This is a genomic window from Curtobacterium pusillum, assembly GCF_007673235.1.
GTDB lineage: Bacteria > Actinomycetota > Actinomycetes > Actinomycetales > Microbacteriaceae > Curtobacterium > Curtobacterium pusillum_C.
On record NZ_VDZH01000001.1, the window covers coordinates 108,748 to 122,206 of the forward strand.

General features: G+C 70.9%; 10 protein-coding genes. 4 read left to right on the forward strand and 6 right to left on the reverse strand.

The features are described from left to right. Positions 1–3: 3 nt before the first annotated feature. A complete protein-coding gene (gene aroA, locus FS532_RS00510; protein ID WP_144749403.1) occupies positions 4–1,368 on the reverse strand; it encodes a 3-phosphoshikimate 1-carboxyvinyltransferase in 1,365 nt (454 codons plus the stop codon). 126 nt (positions 1,369–1,494) lie between these two features. On the opposite strand from aroA, the gene FS532_RS00515 reads away from it, so the two are divergent. Next, the gene (locus FS532_RS00515) at positions 1,495–2,268 is read left to right on the forward strand and encodes a sigma-70 family RNA polymerase sigma factor (RefSeq protein WP_144749405.1); all 774 of its coding nucleotides are present in this window, start codon (positions 1,495–1,497) and stop codon (positions 2,266–2,268) included. After that, positions 2,265–2,507 carry a zf-HC2 domain-containing protein gene (locus FS532_RS00520; protein WP_079236294.1) on the forward strand — a complete coding sequence of 81 codons (243 nt, stop codon included), beginning with the start codon at positions 2,265–2,267 and terminating at the stop codon, positions 2,505–2,507. Before FS532_RS00515 ends, FS532_RS00520 begins: the two co-directional genes overlap by 4 nt. Positions 2,508–2,522: 15 nt before the next feature. Here the strand turns inward: FS532_RS00520 and FS532_RS00525 are convergent, their stop codons facing one another. Beyond that, on the reverse strand, positions 2,523–3,920 hold the full coding sequence (locus FS532_RS00525) for a LamG-like jellyroll fold domain-containing protein (RefSeq protein WP_144749407.1): 1,398 nt from the start codon (positions 3,918–3,920) through the stop codon (positions 2,523–2,525). A 50-nt stretch (positions 3,921–3,970) separates the two neighbouring features. Beyond that, positions 3,971–4,552, reverse strand: a complete 582-nt coding sequence (locus FS532_RS00530) for a hypothetical protein (RefSeq protein ID WP_144749409.1) — start codon at positions 4,550–4,552, stop codon at positions 3,971–3,973. Positions 4,553–4,674: 122 nt separating this feature from the next. On the opposite strand from FS532_RS00530, the gene FS532_RS00535 reads away from it, so the two are divergent. Continuing rightward, positions 4,675–5,115: a GNAT family N-acetyltransferase gene (locus FS532_RS00535; RefSeq protein WP_186321849.1), complete on the forward strand. Its 441-nt coding sequence runs from the start codon at positions 4,675–4,677 to the stop codon at positions 5,113–5,115. A 149-nt stretch (positions 5,116–5,264) separates the two neighbouring features. On the opposite strand, the gene FS532_RS00540 is transcribed toward FS532_RS00535, so the two are convergent. Continuing rightward, positions 5,265–9,002 carry a multifunctional oxoglutarate decarboxylase/oxoglutarate dehydrogenase thiamine pyrophosphate-binding subunit/dihydrolipoyllysine-residue succinyltransferase subunit gene (locus FS532_RS00540; protein WP_186321850.1) on the reverse strand — a complete coding sequence of 1,246 codons (3,738 nt, stop codon included), beginning with the start codon at positions 9,000–9,002 and terminating at the stop codon, positions 5,265–5,267. Between the two features lie 212 nt (positions 9,003–9,214). On the opposite strand from FS532_RS00540, the gene FS532_RS00545 reads away from it, so the two are divergent. Then, complete coding sequence (locus FS532_RS00545) at positions 9,215–10,654, forward strand: GuaB1 family IMP dehydrogenase-related protein (RefSeq protein ID WP_144749413.1); 1,440 nt, start codon at positions 9,215–9,217, stop codon at positions 10,652–10,654. Positions 10,655–10,848: 194 nt separating this feature from the next. On the opposite strand, the gene FS532_RS00550 is transcribed toward FS532_RS00545, so the two are convergent. After that, on the reverse strand, positions 10,849–11,886 hold the full coding sequence (locus FS532_RS00550) for a hemolysin family protein (RefSeq protein WP_144749415.1): 1,038 nt from the start codon (positions 11,884–11,886) through the stop codon (positions 10,849–10,851). Beyond that, positions 11,883–13,247 carry a hemolysin family protein gene (locus FS532_RS00555; RefSeq protein ID WP_144749417.1) on the reverse strand — a complete coding sequence of 455 codons (1,365 nt, stop codon included), beginning with the start codon at positions 13,245–13,247 and terminating at the stop codon, positions 11,883–11,885. Before FS532_RS00555 ends, FS532_RS00550 begins: the two co-directional genes overlap by 4 nt. Between the last annotated feature and the right edge of the window lie 212 nt (positions 13,248–13,459).

Genomic DNA, 13,459 nt, shown 5'->3' on the forward strand with positions numbered 1-13,459 from the left:
GGATCACCTCTCGGCCGGAGCGGACGAAGCCGGACCCGACGACGCCACCAGCGCCGCCCACAGCTCCGGGAACTGCGGCAGCGTCTTCGCGGTCGAGCCGATGTCGTCGACGGCGACGCCGTCGACGACGAGGCCGACGATCGCGCCGGCCGTCGCCATCCGGTGGTCGTCGTACGCGCCCCAGTCACTGCCGTGGAGTGCGGCAGGCTCGATCCGGAGGCCGTCGTCGAGTTCGTGCACCGCGCCTCCAGACCGGTTGACGTCCGCGGCGAGCGCGGCGAGACGGTCCGTCTCGTGCCCACGCAGGTGACCGATCCCGGTGATCGCCGTGGGTCCGCCGGCCAGCGCCGCGAGCGCGACGAGCGCCGGGGCGAGTTCACCGCCGCGGCTGAGGTCCAGGTCGAGACCCGGGAGGGAGGCGCCACCTCGGATCCCGACGCCGCCGTCGAACACGAGGTCGTCGCCGTCCCGCGTGACGGTCGCGCCCCACAGGGGCAGGAGCGTCTCGAGGTCGGCCCCGACCTGCGTGGTCGACGTCGGCCAGGTGCGGATGCGGACGGAGCCGCCCGCGACGAGCGCGGCGGCCGCGAACGGTGCGGCGTTCGACAGGTCGGGCTCGATGGTCACGTCGCGCGCCGCGATCGGCCCGGGGTGCACCACCCACTCGCCGACGGCGGGCTGGTCGACGCGGACGCCGCGGGCGCGGAGCACGTCGACCGTCATGTCGATGTGGGGCAGGCTCGGCAGGTGCTCGCCGACGTGCGTGAGGTGCAGCCCTTCGTCGAACCGCGGAGCGGACAGCAGCAGCCCGGAGACGAACTGGGACGACGCCGACGCGTCGATGGTCAGGGCGCCGCCACGGACCGAGCCGGTGCCGGTGAGCGCGAACGGCATCGCGCCGTCGCCGTCGTCGGTGACGTCCACTCCGAGGTCGACGAGCGCCTGGATGATCGCGTGCATCGGACGCTTCCGCGCGTACGGGTCGCCGTCGACCGTCACCGGGCCGACCGCCAGCGCGGCGAGGGGCGGCAGGAAGCGCATGACCGTGCCCGCGAGCCCGCAGTCGAGCCGCACGTCGCCGTGCATCGGGGCTGGGGTGATGCGGAGGTCCGGGCCGTAGGGGTTGTCGCCCCGCAGCTCTTCGATCCCGACGCCGAGCTGCCGGAGGCCCGCGATCATCAGCGCGGAGTCGCGGGAGTGCAGCGGGAGGTGGATCGTGGACGGGCCGTCGGCGAGGGCGGCGAGCACGAGCTCCCGGTTCGTCAGCGACTTCGACCCGGGCAGCGACACGTCGCCGCGCAGGGGACCGCGTGCGAGCGGTGCGATCCAGGGCTCGGTCCGGGACTGGGAATGCGTCGTGGCTGCCATCGGTTCACAAGGGTACTGAACGCACCGGGAGGATCATTGGCGACAGCAACACTCGCACGGCCCCGAACCGCCGTGCCCGCCGAGCCGACGACGCTCGGGGACGCCCGCGGCCTAGACTTGGCGGCGATGACGACCGACGAACCGCAGGCAGCACCGCACGACCTGGTCGCGGAGACCGAGGCGCAGCTCGACGCGGTCTCCGAGGAGCAGGAAGCGCTCGAGACGGACGACGTCGTCGACGCGAAGACCGTCTCCGACGCCGAACTCCGCTCCCTCTTCGAGGACCAGGCGCTGCCCTTCATGGACCAGCTCTACGGTGCCGCGATGCGGATGACCCGCAACCCGGCCGACGCCTCCGACCTCGTGCAGGAGACCTTCGTCAAGGCGTTCGCCGCGTTCCGGCAGTTCAAGCAGGGCACGAACCTGAAGGCCTGGCTGTACCGGATCCTCACGAACACGTTCATCAACACGTACCGCAAGAACCAGCGCAACCCGTACCAGGGCACGATCGACGAGCTCGAGGACTGGCAGCTGGGCGGCGCGGAGAGCGTGACGCAGTCGATCTCGGCGCGTTCCGCCGAGGCCGACGCCATCGACCACCTGCCGTCCTCCGCCGTGAAGGACGCGCTGCAGGCCATCCCTGAGGACTTCCGGATGGCCGTCTACTTCGCCGACGTCGAGGGGTTCTCGTACCAGGAGATCGCCGACATCATGAAGACCCCCGTGGGCACGGTCATGAGCCGTCTCCACCGTGGACGCCGACTCCTCCGGGGGCTCCTGGCGGACCACGCACGTGAGACCGGCATCGTCCCGGACGCAGCGTCGACGGCGACGATGCGCGGACGTGGCCGGAAGGTTGCTGCGACCTCGGGTCGCGTCGAAGGGAAGGAAGCACGATGAGCGGCTGCGACTGCTCGAAGGCGAAGGCCGAGCTCGAGGAGTTCCTGCACGGGGAGCTCTGCCGCGAGGACGCGGCGGACATCCGTGAGCACATGGAGGACTGCGAGGACTGCACGACCGAGCACCGCGTCGGCGTGGTCCTGATCGAGACGGTCCGTCGCGCGTGCAAGGAGACGGCTCCCGACCAGCTGCGGAGCGAGATCCTCGCCCGGATCCGGGTGGAGCAGGCGACCCACTGACTCCGCTGCCGGGCGTCAGCGTCCGGCTGCGAAGTGCTCGGCGACGGCTGCGGCGTCGAGCACGCGGTCGTAGACCCGGGCGCTGTCGACGTCCCCGGTGAAGTTGTACGTGCCCGCACCCGGCCAACCCGCGAGTGTTCCCCGACCAGTTCGCCAGTGGCCGTCGTACTGCCGGAGAGTGATCGCGTCCGTTCGGCGCGCAGCGAACTGGCCGTCGACGTACAGTGTCATCGACCGGGCTTCGAAGGTCGCGACGGCGTGGTGCCACGACCCGTCGGCGACGGTACCCGCGCCGATGGCGAAGTTGAACGCGTTCGAACCCTGCACCCCGAAGCGCAGGACCCCGGTGGAGTCGACGTAGAGGTGGCGATCGCGGTACGTCGACGCCGGCGCGGTGTCGGACGTGAAGCCGAAGATCCGGCCCCCGGATGAGTCTGCGGAGCGGAACCACACCTCGATCGAGAACACCTGCGGTCCGGCGACCTTCGTGTCGGTGAGGGCGTAGTCGTCGGTGCCCGTGCTCGGGTAGGTGCTCCACGGGTCCCCGGAGCAGTCCTGGTCGACCCGCGATGCCTGACCGACGAACCGGCCGTCCGCGCCGTGGCCGCTGACGTCGCGGACGAGCGGCCCGTCCTTCTCCGCGAAGTCCCACGCCAGGACCGCGCCGTCGGTGTCGCGGTGGAAGCACGCGAACGACTCGGCCGTGCCCAGCGCGGCGGCCGTCCCCGTCGCACCGCTGAACCCGGCCCCGGCGGTGCTGCCGGTGACGGCGACGAGCAGGGCCGCGGCGATCACGGGGAACGCCATCGCGTTCGTCGATCGCTCCTCCGCTCCGATCGCGGTGGCGTGCAGGTCCCAGCGCGGCGCGCCGCAGCGAGGACACGGTTCGCCGGACCGCAGGGCTCGGTCGCTCCGAGCGATGACGGCGAGTGCGCCGGCGGCGAGGGCGGCCGTGACGAGGGTGAGCCAGTCGCCGTTCCGGATCCACACCGACGGCAGGCCGACGAACGGGAAGCGGAGGACGCCGACGCCGAGCACGGCCCCGGGACGGACGGCTGTCCGGTCCGGTTCCGGGTTGGCGTCGCCCCGGAGTCGGAGCCCGCCGTCGGTCTCGATGCGTTCGAGGCGGTGCAGGCGACGGCGGTCGTCGTGGTCCGGGTCCTCGACGAGGAGCACTTGGCCGGCCGAGACGGACGTGCCGTCGACGGGCAGGGCGGCCACGACGTCTCCCGCACGGACGGCGGGAGCCATCGACTCGGAGACCACGGTGGTCACCCGCCAGTCGACCGCGGCCGGGAGCATCGCCCACACGGCGAGGAGGAGCACCGACCAGAGCACGGTCCGAGCGGTGACCGCGAGGAGCAGCCGGGGCAGGTCGCCGGCGCACCGTGCGGTGGTCGGGTTCCGGGTCATCGGCTGCTCCTCGGGGTCGGGCGGGCTGCTGCTGTCGGTGTCCGGTCGGGTCAGGCCGTCTGGGCTTCCCAGACGAACGTCGTGCCGACCTCGGACTCCTGCGCGGTGTTCGGGGTGGCGTCGTCGAGGTCGTAGCTGAACCGGTAGGTCGTGCTCGTCGTGCCGACGGCGGGCTGCCAGTCGTCGACGCCGCTGCCGAACGCGTCCGTGTCCATCAGTTCGGCGAGCGTGCCGTCGTGCACGGTCGAGCCGGCGGTGAAGGTGCTGCAGTCACCCGGCGTACCGAGCGTGCCGCGCTCGACGGTCATGCCGAGGTACTGCCCGATGTCGGACGGGTCGGTCTGGTCCGCCGTGTACAGCTTCACGGTCGAGGCGTTCGTCGTGTCGGCGGTGACGGTGATGCAGTTCTGGCCGGAGGACCCGGGCACGAGGTCGTCGGCGGAGAACAGCGCCGTGCCCTGGTCGTCGTCGGTCAGCGATACGGCGCCGGTGCGCCAGGCGTTGCCGGCGTTCTCCGTGGTGTCGGAGAAGGCGGCGTACGAGGCCGTCGCGATGACGGCGGCGCTGGCCACGACGGCGAGGGGGAGGGCGATCCAGGCCGCGGTGCGGCCGTGACGGGCGGAGAGGTGCATGGTCGGTCCTGTCGTCGGGAGGTTCACCTGTTTGGTGATATGCCAACAGTGTATATCAATACGGAATGCGATGGAACAGCACACGTCGCAACACGCCCACCACGCCGGGTAGGGTCGCGTCCATGACCCTCTCCGCCGAGTCGATCGCCGCCTGGTCCGACACGGACGTCGCCGACGTCGCCGCCCTCGTCCGCCTGTTGGGACACGAGGTCGACGACGCCTCGATGCGCGCCCGCCTCGAACGCCTCACGCCCGAGGCGGGGCACCGGACGTGGCTGATCCGGGACGAGGACGGGCGCGCGGTCGCGGTCGCCGGCGCCCAGGTCACCTGGGCGTACGCGAGCGACGAACCGACGGCGCAGCTCCTCCTGCTGGTCGTCGACCCGTCAGCCAGGAGGCTCGGCACGGGTTCCGCGCTCATCGGTACCTTCGAGACGTGGGCGGTCGAGCAGGGCGCGCGTCGCCTCAGTGCCGTCAGTGCGGCCGCGACGGACAGCGCGCACCGCTTCTACCAGAAGCGCGGGTACCACGACGCCGGGGTGCGCTACACGAAGATCGCGTAGCCGTCACATTCCTCGCGAAGATCGAAGCGCCCGGTGCCGGACGTCGCACCGAGCGACGGACGTCGCATCCGGATCGGACACCGCGCCCGGAAACGGACATCGCGCCCCGCAGGAGCGGGGCGCGATGTTCGCGACGGGGTGCAGGAGGGTCAGCCGAGCGCCGTCGCGATGACCTCGGTGGCCTCCTGCGCGGATCGCTTCGAGGACCCCGTGGCCGGTGCGGCACTCGCGGCACGTGCGGCGACCGACAGCGGCCGGCCGTCCAGGTGCGGTGACAGGTTCATGCAGACGAACGGCCAGGCACCCTGGTTCTCCGGCTCCTCCTGCGCCCACACGACGTCGGCGTCCGGGTAGCCGGCCAGGACCTCGAGGATGCGCTCGAGGGGCAGCGGTGCGAGCTGCTCGAGGCGCACGAGGGCGACGTCGGTGGCCCCGCGCTTCTCGACCTCGGCCCGCAGGTCGTGGTGCACCTTGCCCGAGTGCAGGACGACACGGCGCACGGCGGACTTGTCGGCCACGCGGTCGTCGTCGATGACCTCCTGGAAGGTGCCGGTCGTGAAGGCGTCCACCGCGCTCGTCGCCTGGCGCAGCCGGAGCATGGCCTTCGGCGAGAAGACGATGAGCGGCTTCTGCGGACGCTCCCAGGCCTGGCGGCGCAGCAGGTGGAAGTACGACGCCGGGGTCGACGGCCGTGCCACCACCATGTTGTCCTCGGCGCAGAGCTGCAGGTACCGCTCGATGCGGGCGGACGAGTGGTCCGGTCCCTGGCCCTCGTAGCCGTGGGGGAGCAGGAGCACGAGGCCGGAGCGCTGTCCCCACTTCTGCTCGGCGGAGGAGATGAACTCGTCGATCACGGTCTGGGCGCCGTTCGCGAAGTCGCCGAACTGCGCCTCCCAGAGCACGAGTGCCTCGGGACGCTCGACCGAGTAGCCGTACTCGAACGCCATCGCCGCGTACTCGCTGAGGAGCGAGTCGTAGATGTACAGGCGTGCCTGGTCCTCGGTGAGGTTCGCGAGCGGCAGCCACTCCTGGCCGTTCACCCGGTCGTGGAACACGGCCTGGCGCTGGACGAAGGTGCCGCGACGGGCGTCCTGGCCGGCGAGCCGCACGGGCTTGCCCTCGACGAGCAGCGAACCGATCGCCATGAGCTCGGCCATCGCCCAGTCGATCCCGCCGTTGCGCGTCATGTCGGTGCGCTTCGACAGGAGCTGCTGGAGCTTCGGGTGGATGGAGAAGCCGGCCGGCGGGTTGCTGTGCGCATCGCCGATCGCGTGCACGAGTTCCTCGGAGACCGCGGTGTCGTGCACCTCGTTCTCGGAGTCGTCGCGCTGCGCGGCCGGGCGTTCGAGCCCCTGCACGGCGCCGTCGTCGTCCACCGTGATCACCGGGATCGTGCCGGTCTGCGCCTCGTGCGTCTCCGCGAAGGCACGCTCCAGGCGGTCCTGGAAGTCGCGGTGCGCCTCGTCGTACTCCTCTTGTGTGATGTCGCCACGACCGACGAGGGCCTCGGTGTAGAGGGTCCGGACGGAGCGCTTCGCCTCGATGAGGTTGTACATCATCGGCTGCGTCATCGAGGGGTCGTCGCCCTCGTTGTGGCCGCGGCGGCGGTAGCAGATGAGGTCGATGACGACGTCGCGGTGGAACTCCTCGCGGTACGCGAAGGCGAGCTCCGCGACGCGGGCCACGGCCTCGGGGTCGTCGCCGTTCACGTGGAAGATCGGCGCCTGGATCGTCTTCGCGACGTCGGTGGAGTACACCGAGCTGCGGGCCGACTCGGGCGGGGTCGTGAACCCGACCTGGTTGTTGATGACGAGGTGCACGGTGCCGCCGGTGCGGTAGCCGCGCAGCTGGGACATCTGCAGCGTCTCGACCACCACGCCCTGGCCCGCCATGGCCGCATCGCCGTGCACGAGCACGGGGAGGACCCCGAACGTGCCCGGCGCCTCCCGGTCCTGCTTGGCGCGGACGATGCCCTCGAGCACGCCGTCGACGGCCTCGAGGTGGGACGGGTTCGCGGCGATCGTCACCGGGATCGCGGTGCCGTCCGACGCGCGGAACACGCCCTCGGTGCCGACGTGGTACTTCACGTCGCCCGAGCCCTGGCCCGACACGGAGCCCGGGAGCGAGGAGCCCTCGAACTCGCGGAAGATCTGCCCGTACGTCTTGCCCGCGATGTTCGTGAGCACGTTGAGGCGTCCGCGGTGCGCCATGCCGATGGCGACCTCGTCGAGACCGGCGGTGGCGGCGTGCTGGATGAGGGTGTCGAGGAACGCGATGGTCGACTCGCCGCCCTCGAGCGAGAACCGCTTCTGGCCGACGTACTTCGTCTGCAGGAAGGTCTCGAACGCCTCGGCCTCGTTGAGCTTGCCGAGGACCCGCAGCTGCTCGTCCTTCGACGGCTTCGAGTACGGGACCTCGATGTGGGCCTGCACCCAGCGACGCTGCTCCGGGTCCTGGATGTGCATGTACTCGATGCCGACCGTGCGGCAGTAGGCGTCGCGGAGGATCCCGAGGACGTCCCGCAGCGGGGCGTTCGTGGTGCCGGCGAGGCCACCCGTGACGAACTCGCGGTCGAGGTCCCAGAAGGTCAGCCCGTGGCTCTCGATCTCGAGGTCGGGGTGCGTGCGCTGCCGGTACTCGAGCGGGTCGATGTCCGCCATCAGGTGCCCGCGGACGCGGAAGCTGTTGATGAGCTCCTGCACGCGCGCGGTCTTGTTGACCCGGTGCGCCAGGTCGACGTTGATGTCGTTCGCCCACTGGATCGGCTTGTACGGGATCCGGAGCGCCGAGAAGATGCCCTCGTAGAAACCGTGCTCGCCGATGAGTCGCTCGTGCACCTTCTTGAGGTACTCGCCCGAACCGGCACCCTGGATGACGCGGTGGTCGTAGGTGCTCGTCAGCGTGATCGTCTTGCCGATGCCGAGTTCGACGAGGGTCTTCGACGCCGAGCCCTGGAACTGCGCGGGGTACTCGAGGGCGCCTGCGCCGATGATCGCACCCTGCCCCTTCGTCAGGCGCGGGACCGAGTGCACGGTGCCGATCCCGCCGGGGTTCGTCAGGGAGATCGTCGTGCCCTGGAAGTCGGTCGGCGTGAGCTTGTTGTCGCGGGCGCGCTTGACGAGGTCCTCGTAGGCGGAGAGGAACTGGCCGAACGTCAGGGTCTCGGCGCGCTTGATGCTCGGGACGAGCAGGGAGCGGGAGCCGTCCTTCTTCGGGACGTCGATCGCGATCCCGAGGTTCACGTGCGCCGGTTCGACGACGAAGGGCTTGCCGTCGCGCTCTTCGTAGAACACGTTCTGGCTCGGGAAGTCCTTGAGCGCCTGGACCATCGCCCAGCCGATGAGGTGCGTGAAGGAGATCTTGCCGCCGCGCGCCCGGCGCAGGTGGTTGTTGACCACGATGCGGTTGTCGATCATCAGCTTCGCCGGGATCGTCCGCACGCTCGTCGCCGTCGGGACGGTGAGCGAGGCGTCCATGTTCGACGCCAGGGTCTTCGCCATGCCCCGGAGCGGGGTGGCGACGTCCTCGTGGGTCTCCTCGTGGTCGTCGGCCTCGTCGTTCGCCTCGGCCGGGATCGGCTGCGGCGTCGGCTGGCGGGACGTGGTCTTCGCCTGGATGGGGCCGGACTTCGCCTCAGCGGGGGCGTCACCGGTCGCGGGCTGCTGGGTCGTGGACTGCTGCTCACCCGAGCCGGACGGAGCTGTGGGAGCGGGCGCTGCCGGAGCGTCACCACCCTGCGTGCGGTGGTAGCTCTCGAGGACCGGCCACCAGGACTTGTCGACCGACTCCTTGTCCGCGACGAACTGCTCGTAGAGCTCGTCGACGAGCCACTCGTTCGCCCCGAATTCGCCCGCGGTCTCGTCCGTTCCGGTCAGATGGCTCGACACAGCCGATCGCCCACTCTCCGTCGATAGATGCTCGTGTGTGTCGTGCGCGGCAACCCTGCCCCGCACAGGTCCCAAGCCTAGCCGCTCACAGATGACCGTTCGGTGTCAGGACGAGGCGGGTCGCGCCTCCAGTCCGCCCGTCGCGCGTGTCGCGCCGGAGGCGTGCCGACCCGCCCAGACCGGCCACCCGACGGAGCCGTACAGTGGGGCGCATGAGGTTCTACGAGACGCGGCCGACACACGACCTGACCTACTCCGACGTCTTCCTCGTCCCCAGCCGGTCGGCGGTGACGAGCCGCTTCGACGTGGACCTCTCGACGAACGACGGCACCGGTGCCACCATCCCGATCGTCAGCGCGAACATGAACTCGGTGACCGGCCCGCGCCTCGCCGCGACCCTGGCCCGCCGCGGTGGTCTCGGCGTGCTGCCGCAGGACATGCACCTGCAGGACCTCGACGCCGCCATCCGGTGGGTGAAGGACCAGCCGGTCGACTTCGACACCGCCTACGACCTCGGCGCGGACACCACCGTCGCCGAGGCCCTCGAGCAGCTCCTGCCCGTCGCCGGTCGTGGCGTGGTCGTGCGGGACGCGTCGGGGGAGTACCTCGGCTGCGTGCCCGCCGGACGCCTCGGCACCGCCGGCCCCGACGCCACGCTCGGCGACCTGCTGCACGGCGCCTCGACCGCGATCGACGCCGAGGACGCCGGCACGCCCCGGCACGTGTACGACGTGCTGAGCGGCGCGGAGGTCGACTTCGCACCGGTGATGCGGCACGGCAAGGTCGTCGGCACCGTGAGCCAGACGAGCGCGATCCGCTCCGACATCTACACGCCGGCCGTCGACGCCTCCGGACGGCTCCGGGTCGCCGCGGCGGTCGGCATCAACGGCGACGTCGCCGCGAAGGCGCAGGCCCTCGCGGCCGCCGGGGTCGACGTGCTCGTCCTCGACACCGCCCACGGACACCAGGAGGGCATGCTCCGCGCCCTCCGCACCGTCGCTGCCCTGGGGCTCGACATCCCGCTCGTCGCCGGGAACGTCGTCACCGCCGACGCGGTCGCGCACCTCGTCGACGCCGGTGCGAGCATCATCAAGGTCGGTGTCGGGCCGGGCGCCATGTGCACCACCCGCATGATGACGGCCGTCGGTCGGCCGCAGTTCTCGGCGGTCCTCGAGACCGCGGCCGCAGCGCGGTCGCTCGGCGCGCACGTGTGGGCTGACGGCGGCGTCCGGTACCCCCGCGACGTCGCACTCGCGCTGGCCGCCGGCGCCTCCGCCGTGATGATCGGTTCGTGGTTCGCGGGCACGCTCGAGGCACCCGGAGTGCTCCGTCGTGACGCTGCGGGCAAGGCGTACAAGGAGAGCTGGGGCATGGCGTCGGCGAAGGCCGTGCGCGAGCGCTTCGAGCGGCTCGACCCGTACGAGCGCGCCCGCAAGGCGCTCTTCGCCGAGGGCATCTCGTCGTCGACGATCTACCTCGACCCCGAGCGGCCCTCCGTGGAGGACCTGCTCGACATGATCACCACCGGCGTGCGGAGTTCCGCGACGTACGCTGGCGCGTCCTCGCTCGCCGAGTTCTCCGAGCGGGCGCTCGTCGGCATCCAGTCGGCCGCCGGCTACGAGGAGGGCAAGCCGCTCCCCGTGAGCTGGTAGCGCGCGCCGCGCGCCGCCACTGTTCGCGAAAGCGACAGATGGACGCGGAAGGTTCGCGGCATTGTGTCGCCTTGGCGGGACGGACGGCGCCGCTCGGCGGCAGACTGTCGCTTTGGCGGGGTGGTCGCGACCACGGTCGGACGGGAGGCGCGGTGCCAGCTGGCACCGCGCCTCCCGTCATTCTGACGCGGGGTCTACCGCCGTCTGGTCGCGTCCTCGACGGTGCCGACGAGCTCCTCGAGGATGTCCTCCAAGAAGAGCACGCCCAGCGTCCGGCCCTCGGCGTCGAACGCCCGTGCCACGTGACGGCCGGCGGCGCGCATCGTGGCGAGCGCGTCCTCCAGGTCCATCTCCGTGTACAGCGAGATGAGCTGCCGGATGCGCTTCGGCGGCACCGGGTCGTCGTACTCGTCCGGTCGCAGGTCGATGACGTCCTTCACGTGCACGTAGCCCGTGGGGGAGCCGTCCTCGCCGACGAGCACGTACCGGGAGAACCCGCGCTGCGCCACGGCACGCTCGACGTCACCGGGGGTGGCGTCCTCGGGCAGCGTGACGAGCTCGCGCATCGGCACGGCGACGTCCTTGACCTTCTTCTCGGTGAACTCGAACGCGAGGGCGAGCTTGCCGTCGTCCGTCAGGGTGCCCTCGCGGCGGGACTGCTCGACGATGGTCTGGACCTCTTCCACCGTGAACGCGCTCACCGCCTCGTCCTTCGGCTCGACGCGGAACAGCCGGAGCACCGCGTTCGCGACCTCGTTCAGGCCGACGACGACCCAGTGCAGGCCGTGGCCGATGTACCAGAGCGTCGGCACGAGGAGCAGCGCCGCACGGTCGGGCATCGAGAACGAGATGTTCTTCGGGACCATCTCGCCGAACACCACGTGCAGGAACGACACGAGCAGCAGCGTGAACACGAACGCCACGATGCCGATGACCTCGGCGCTCCACCCGGTGAGGTGCAGCGGGACCTCGAGCAGGTGGTGGATCGCCGGCTCGGAGACGTTCAGGATGAGCAGCGAGCACACGGTGATGCCGAGCTGCGTGGTCGCGAGCATGCGTGTGGCGTGCTCCATCGCCCACAGGGTCATCTGTGCTGCCTTCGAGCCCTCTTCGGCGCGGGGTTCGATCTGGGAGCGGCGTGCGGAGATGACGGCGAACTCGGCCGCGACGAAGTAGGCGTTGCCGAGCAGCAGCACGACGAGCCAGAAGATGCCCCACCAGTCGGAGCTCATCGGACGCCACCCTTCGTGGTCGACTTCGTGGCCGGGATGATGATCCCGGTGGCCGGCGTCTCCGGCGGGGTCGGCGTCCAGCGGATCCGGTCGATGCGACGGCCGTCGAGCCGTTCGACCCGGAACACTCCGCCGTCGAGCGGGACCTCGTCACCGACGACCGGCAGACGGCCGAGGGTCGACATGACGAACCCGCCGACGGTCTCGTACGGGCCGTCCTCCGGGACCTTCACGCCGGCGCGGTCCTCGAGCTCGTCCGGGCGGAGGAGCCCGGGGAAGGTCAGCCAGTCACGGGACCGCACGACGTCGATGCGTGCGCGGTCGTGCTCGTCGGAGACCTCGCCGACGAGTTCCTCGACCAGGTCCTCGAGCGTGACGACCCCGGCGGTGCCGCCGTACTCGTCGACGACGATGACCATCTGGTAGCCGCGGCCACGGACCTCGGCGAGCAGGGTGTCGCCCGGCATGGTCTCCGGCACGCGTTCGGCGTCGGTCATGAGCGCCCCGACGGGGACCTCCGGACGCTTCTCGCGCGGCACCGCGACGGCCTGCTTGACGTGCACGATGCCGACGACGTCGTCCGCGTCCTCCTCGATGACGGGGAAGCGGCTGAACCCGGTGCGGCGGGCGAGGGCGATGACGTCCTCCGCCGACTCCGACACGCGGATGGTGGAGACGCGGGGGCGCGGGGTCATCACGTCGCTCGCGCTGAGCTCGGAGAACGAGATCGTGCGTTCGAGCAGCGTGGCGGTGTCCTGTTCGAGCGAACCCTCGGAGGCGGAACGGCGGAGCAGCGAGGTGAGCTCCTCGGCGCTGCGTGCACCGGAGAGTTCTTCCTGCGGCTCGATGCCCATCGACCGGAGCACGGCGTTCGCGGTGCCGTTCAGCACGGCGACGGCCGGCTTGAACACCGTCGTGAAGGCCACCTGCAGCGGGACCACGAGTCGGGCGGTCTGCAGCGGGAGCGCGAGCGCGAAGTTCTTCGGGACGAGCTCACCGAGGATCATCGACAGCAGGGTCGCGATGACGAGCGCCACGATCGACCCGACGGTCTCGACGATCGCCTCGGGCAGCCGCATCGCGAGGAACGGGGCCTCGAGCAGTTTCGCGATCGAGGGCTCGAGCAGGTAGCCGGTCAGCAACGTGGTCAGCGTGATGCCGAGCTGGGCGCTGGAGAGGTGCGTCGAGGTGACCTTGAGCGCACCGATGACGGGTGCGAGGCCGCTCTCGCCGCGGTCCCGGCGGGCCTCGACTTCGGCGCGGTCGAGGTTCACCAGCGCGAACTCGGACGCGACGAAGACACCCGTGCCGAGTGTCAGCAGGATGCCGCCGATCAGCATGACGATGTCGATCGGACTCATGATTCACCTCCCGCAGGGCGCGAGGGAGTGCAGCTCACCGAGTGAGCGGCGGATGAGTGAGGCGAAGAACTATTCGGGGGATCGTCCACAGTGAGGTCAATCGTACTGCCTGGCGCGCGGCCAGGCCGAGAAGACGTACAGAAGGCGGGTCGGCCTACGCCCCCCCCCCCGCGCCCCGGTCCCCCTCCCGCTCGTAGGCCACCGCCCCGCCG

What these genes read in the sequence shown, in the direction of transcription:
- FS532_RS00520 (WP_079236294.1), top strand. Translation starts at nt 2,265, where the DNA reads ATGAGCGGCTGCGACTGCTCGAAGGCGAAGGCCGAGCTCGAGGAGTTC.
- FS532_RS00515 (WP_144749405.1), top strand. Translation starts at nt 1,495, where the DNA reads ATGACGACCGACGAACCGCAGGCAGCACCGCACGACCTGGTCGCGGAG.
- aroA (WP_144749403.1), bottom strand. Translation starts at nt 1,368, where the DNA reads ATGGCAGCCACGACGCATTCCCAGTCCCGGACCGAGCCCTGGATCGCA.
- FS532_RS00525 (WP_144749407.1), bottom strand. Translation starts at nt 3,920, where the DNA reads ATGACCCGGAACCCGACCACCGCACGGTGCGCCGGCGACCTGCCCCGG.
- FS532_RS00535 (WP_186321849.1), top strand. Translation starts at nt 4,675, where the DNA reads ATGACCCTCTCCGCCGAGTCGATCGCCGCCTGGTCCGACACGGACGTC.
- FS532_RS00545 (WP_144749413.1), top strand. Translation starts at nt 9,215, where the DNA reads ATGAGGTTCTACGAGACGCGGCCGACACACGACCTGACCTACTCCGAC.
- FS532_RS00530 (WP_144749409.1), bottom strand. Translation starts at nt 4,552, where the DNA reads ATGCACCTCTCCGCCCGTCACGGCCGCACCGCGGCCTGGATCGCCCTC.
- FS532_RS00555 (WP_144749417.1), bottom strand. Translation starts at nt 13,247, where the DNA reads ATGAGTCCGATCGACATCGTCATGCTGATCGGCGGCATCCTGCTGACA.
- FS532_RS00550 (WP_144749415.1), bottom strand. Translation starts at nt 11,886, where the DNA reads ATGAGCTCCGACTGGTGGGGCATCTTCTGGCTCGTCGTGCTGCTGCTC.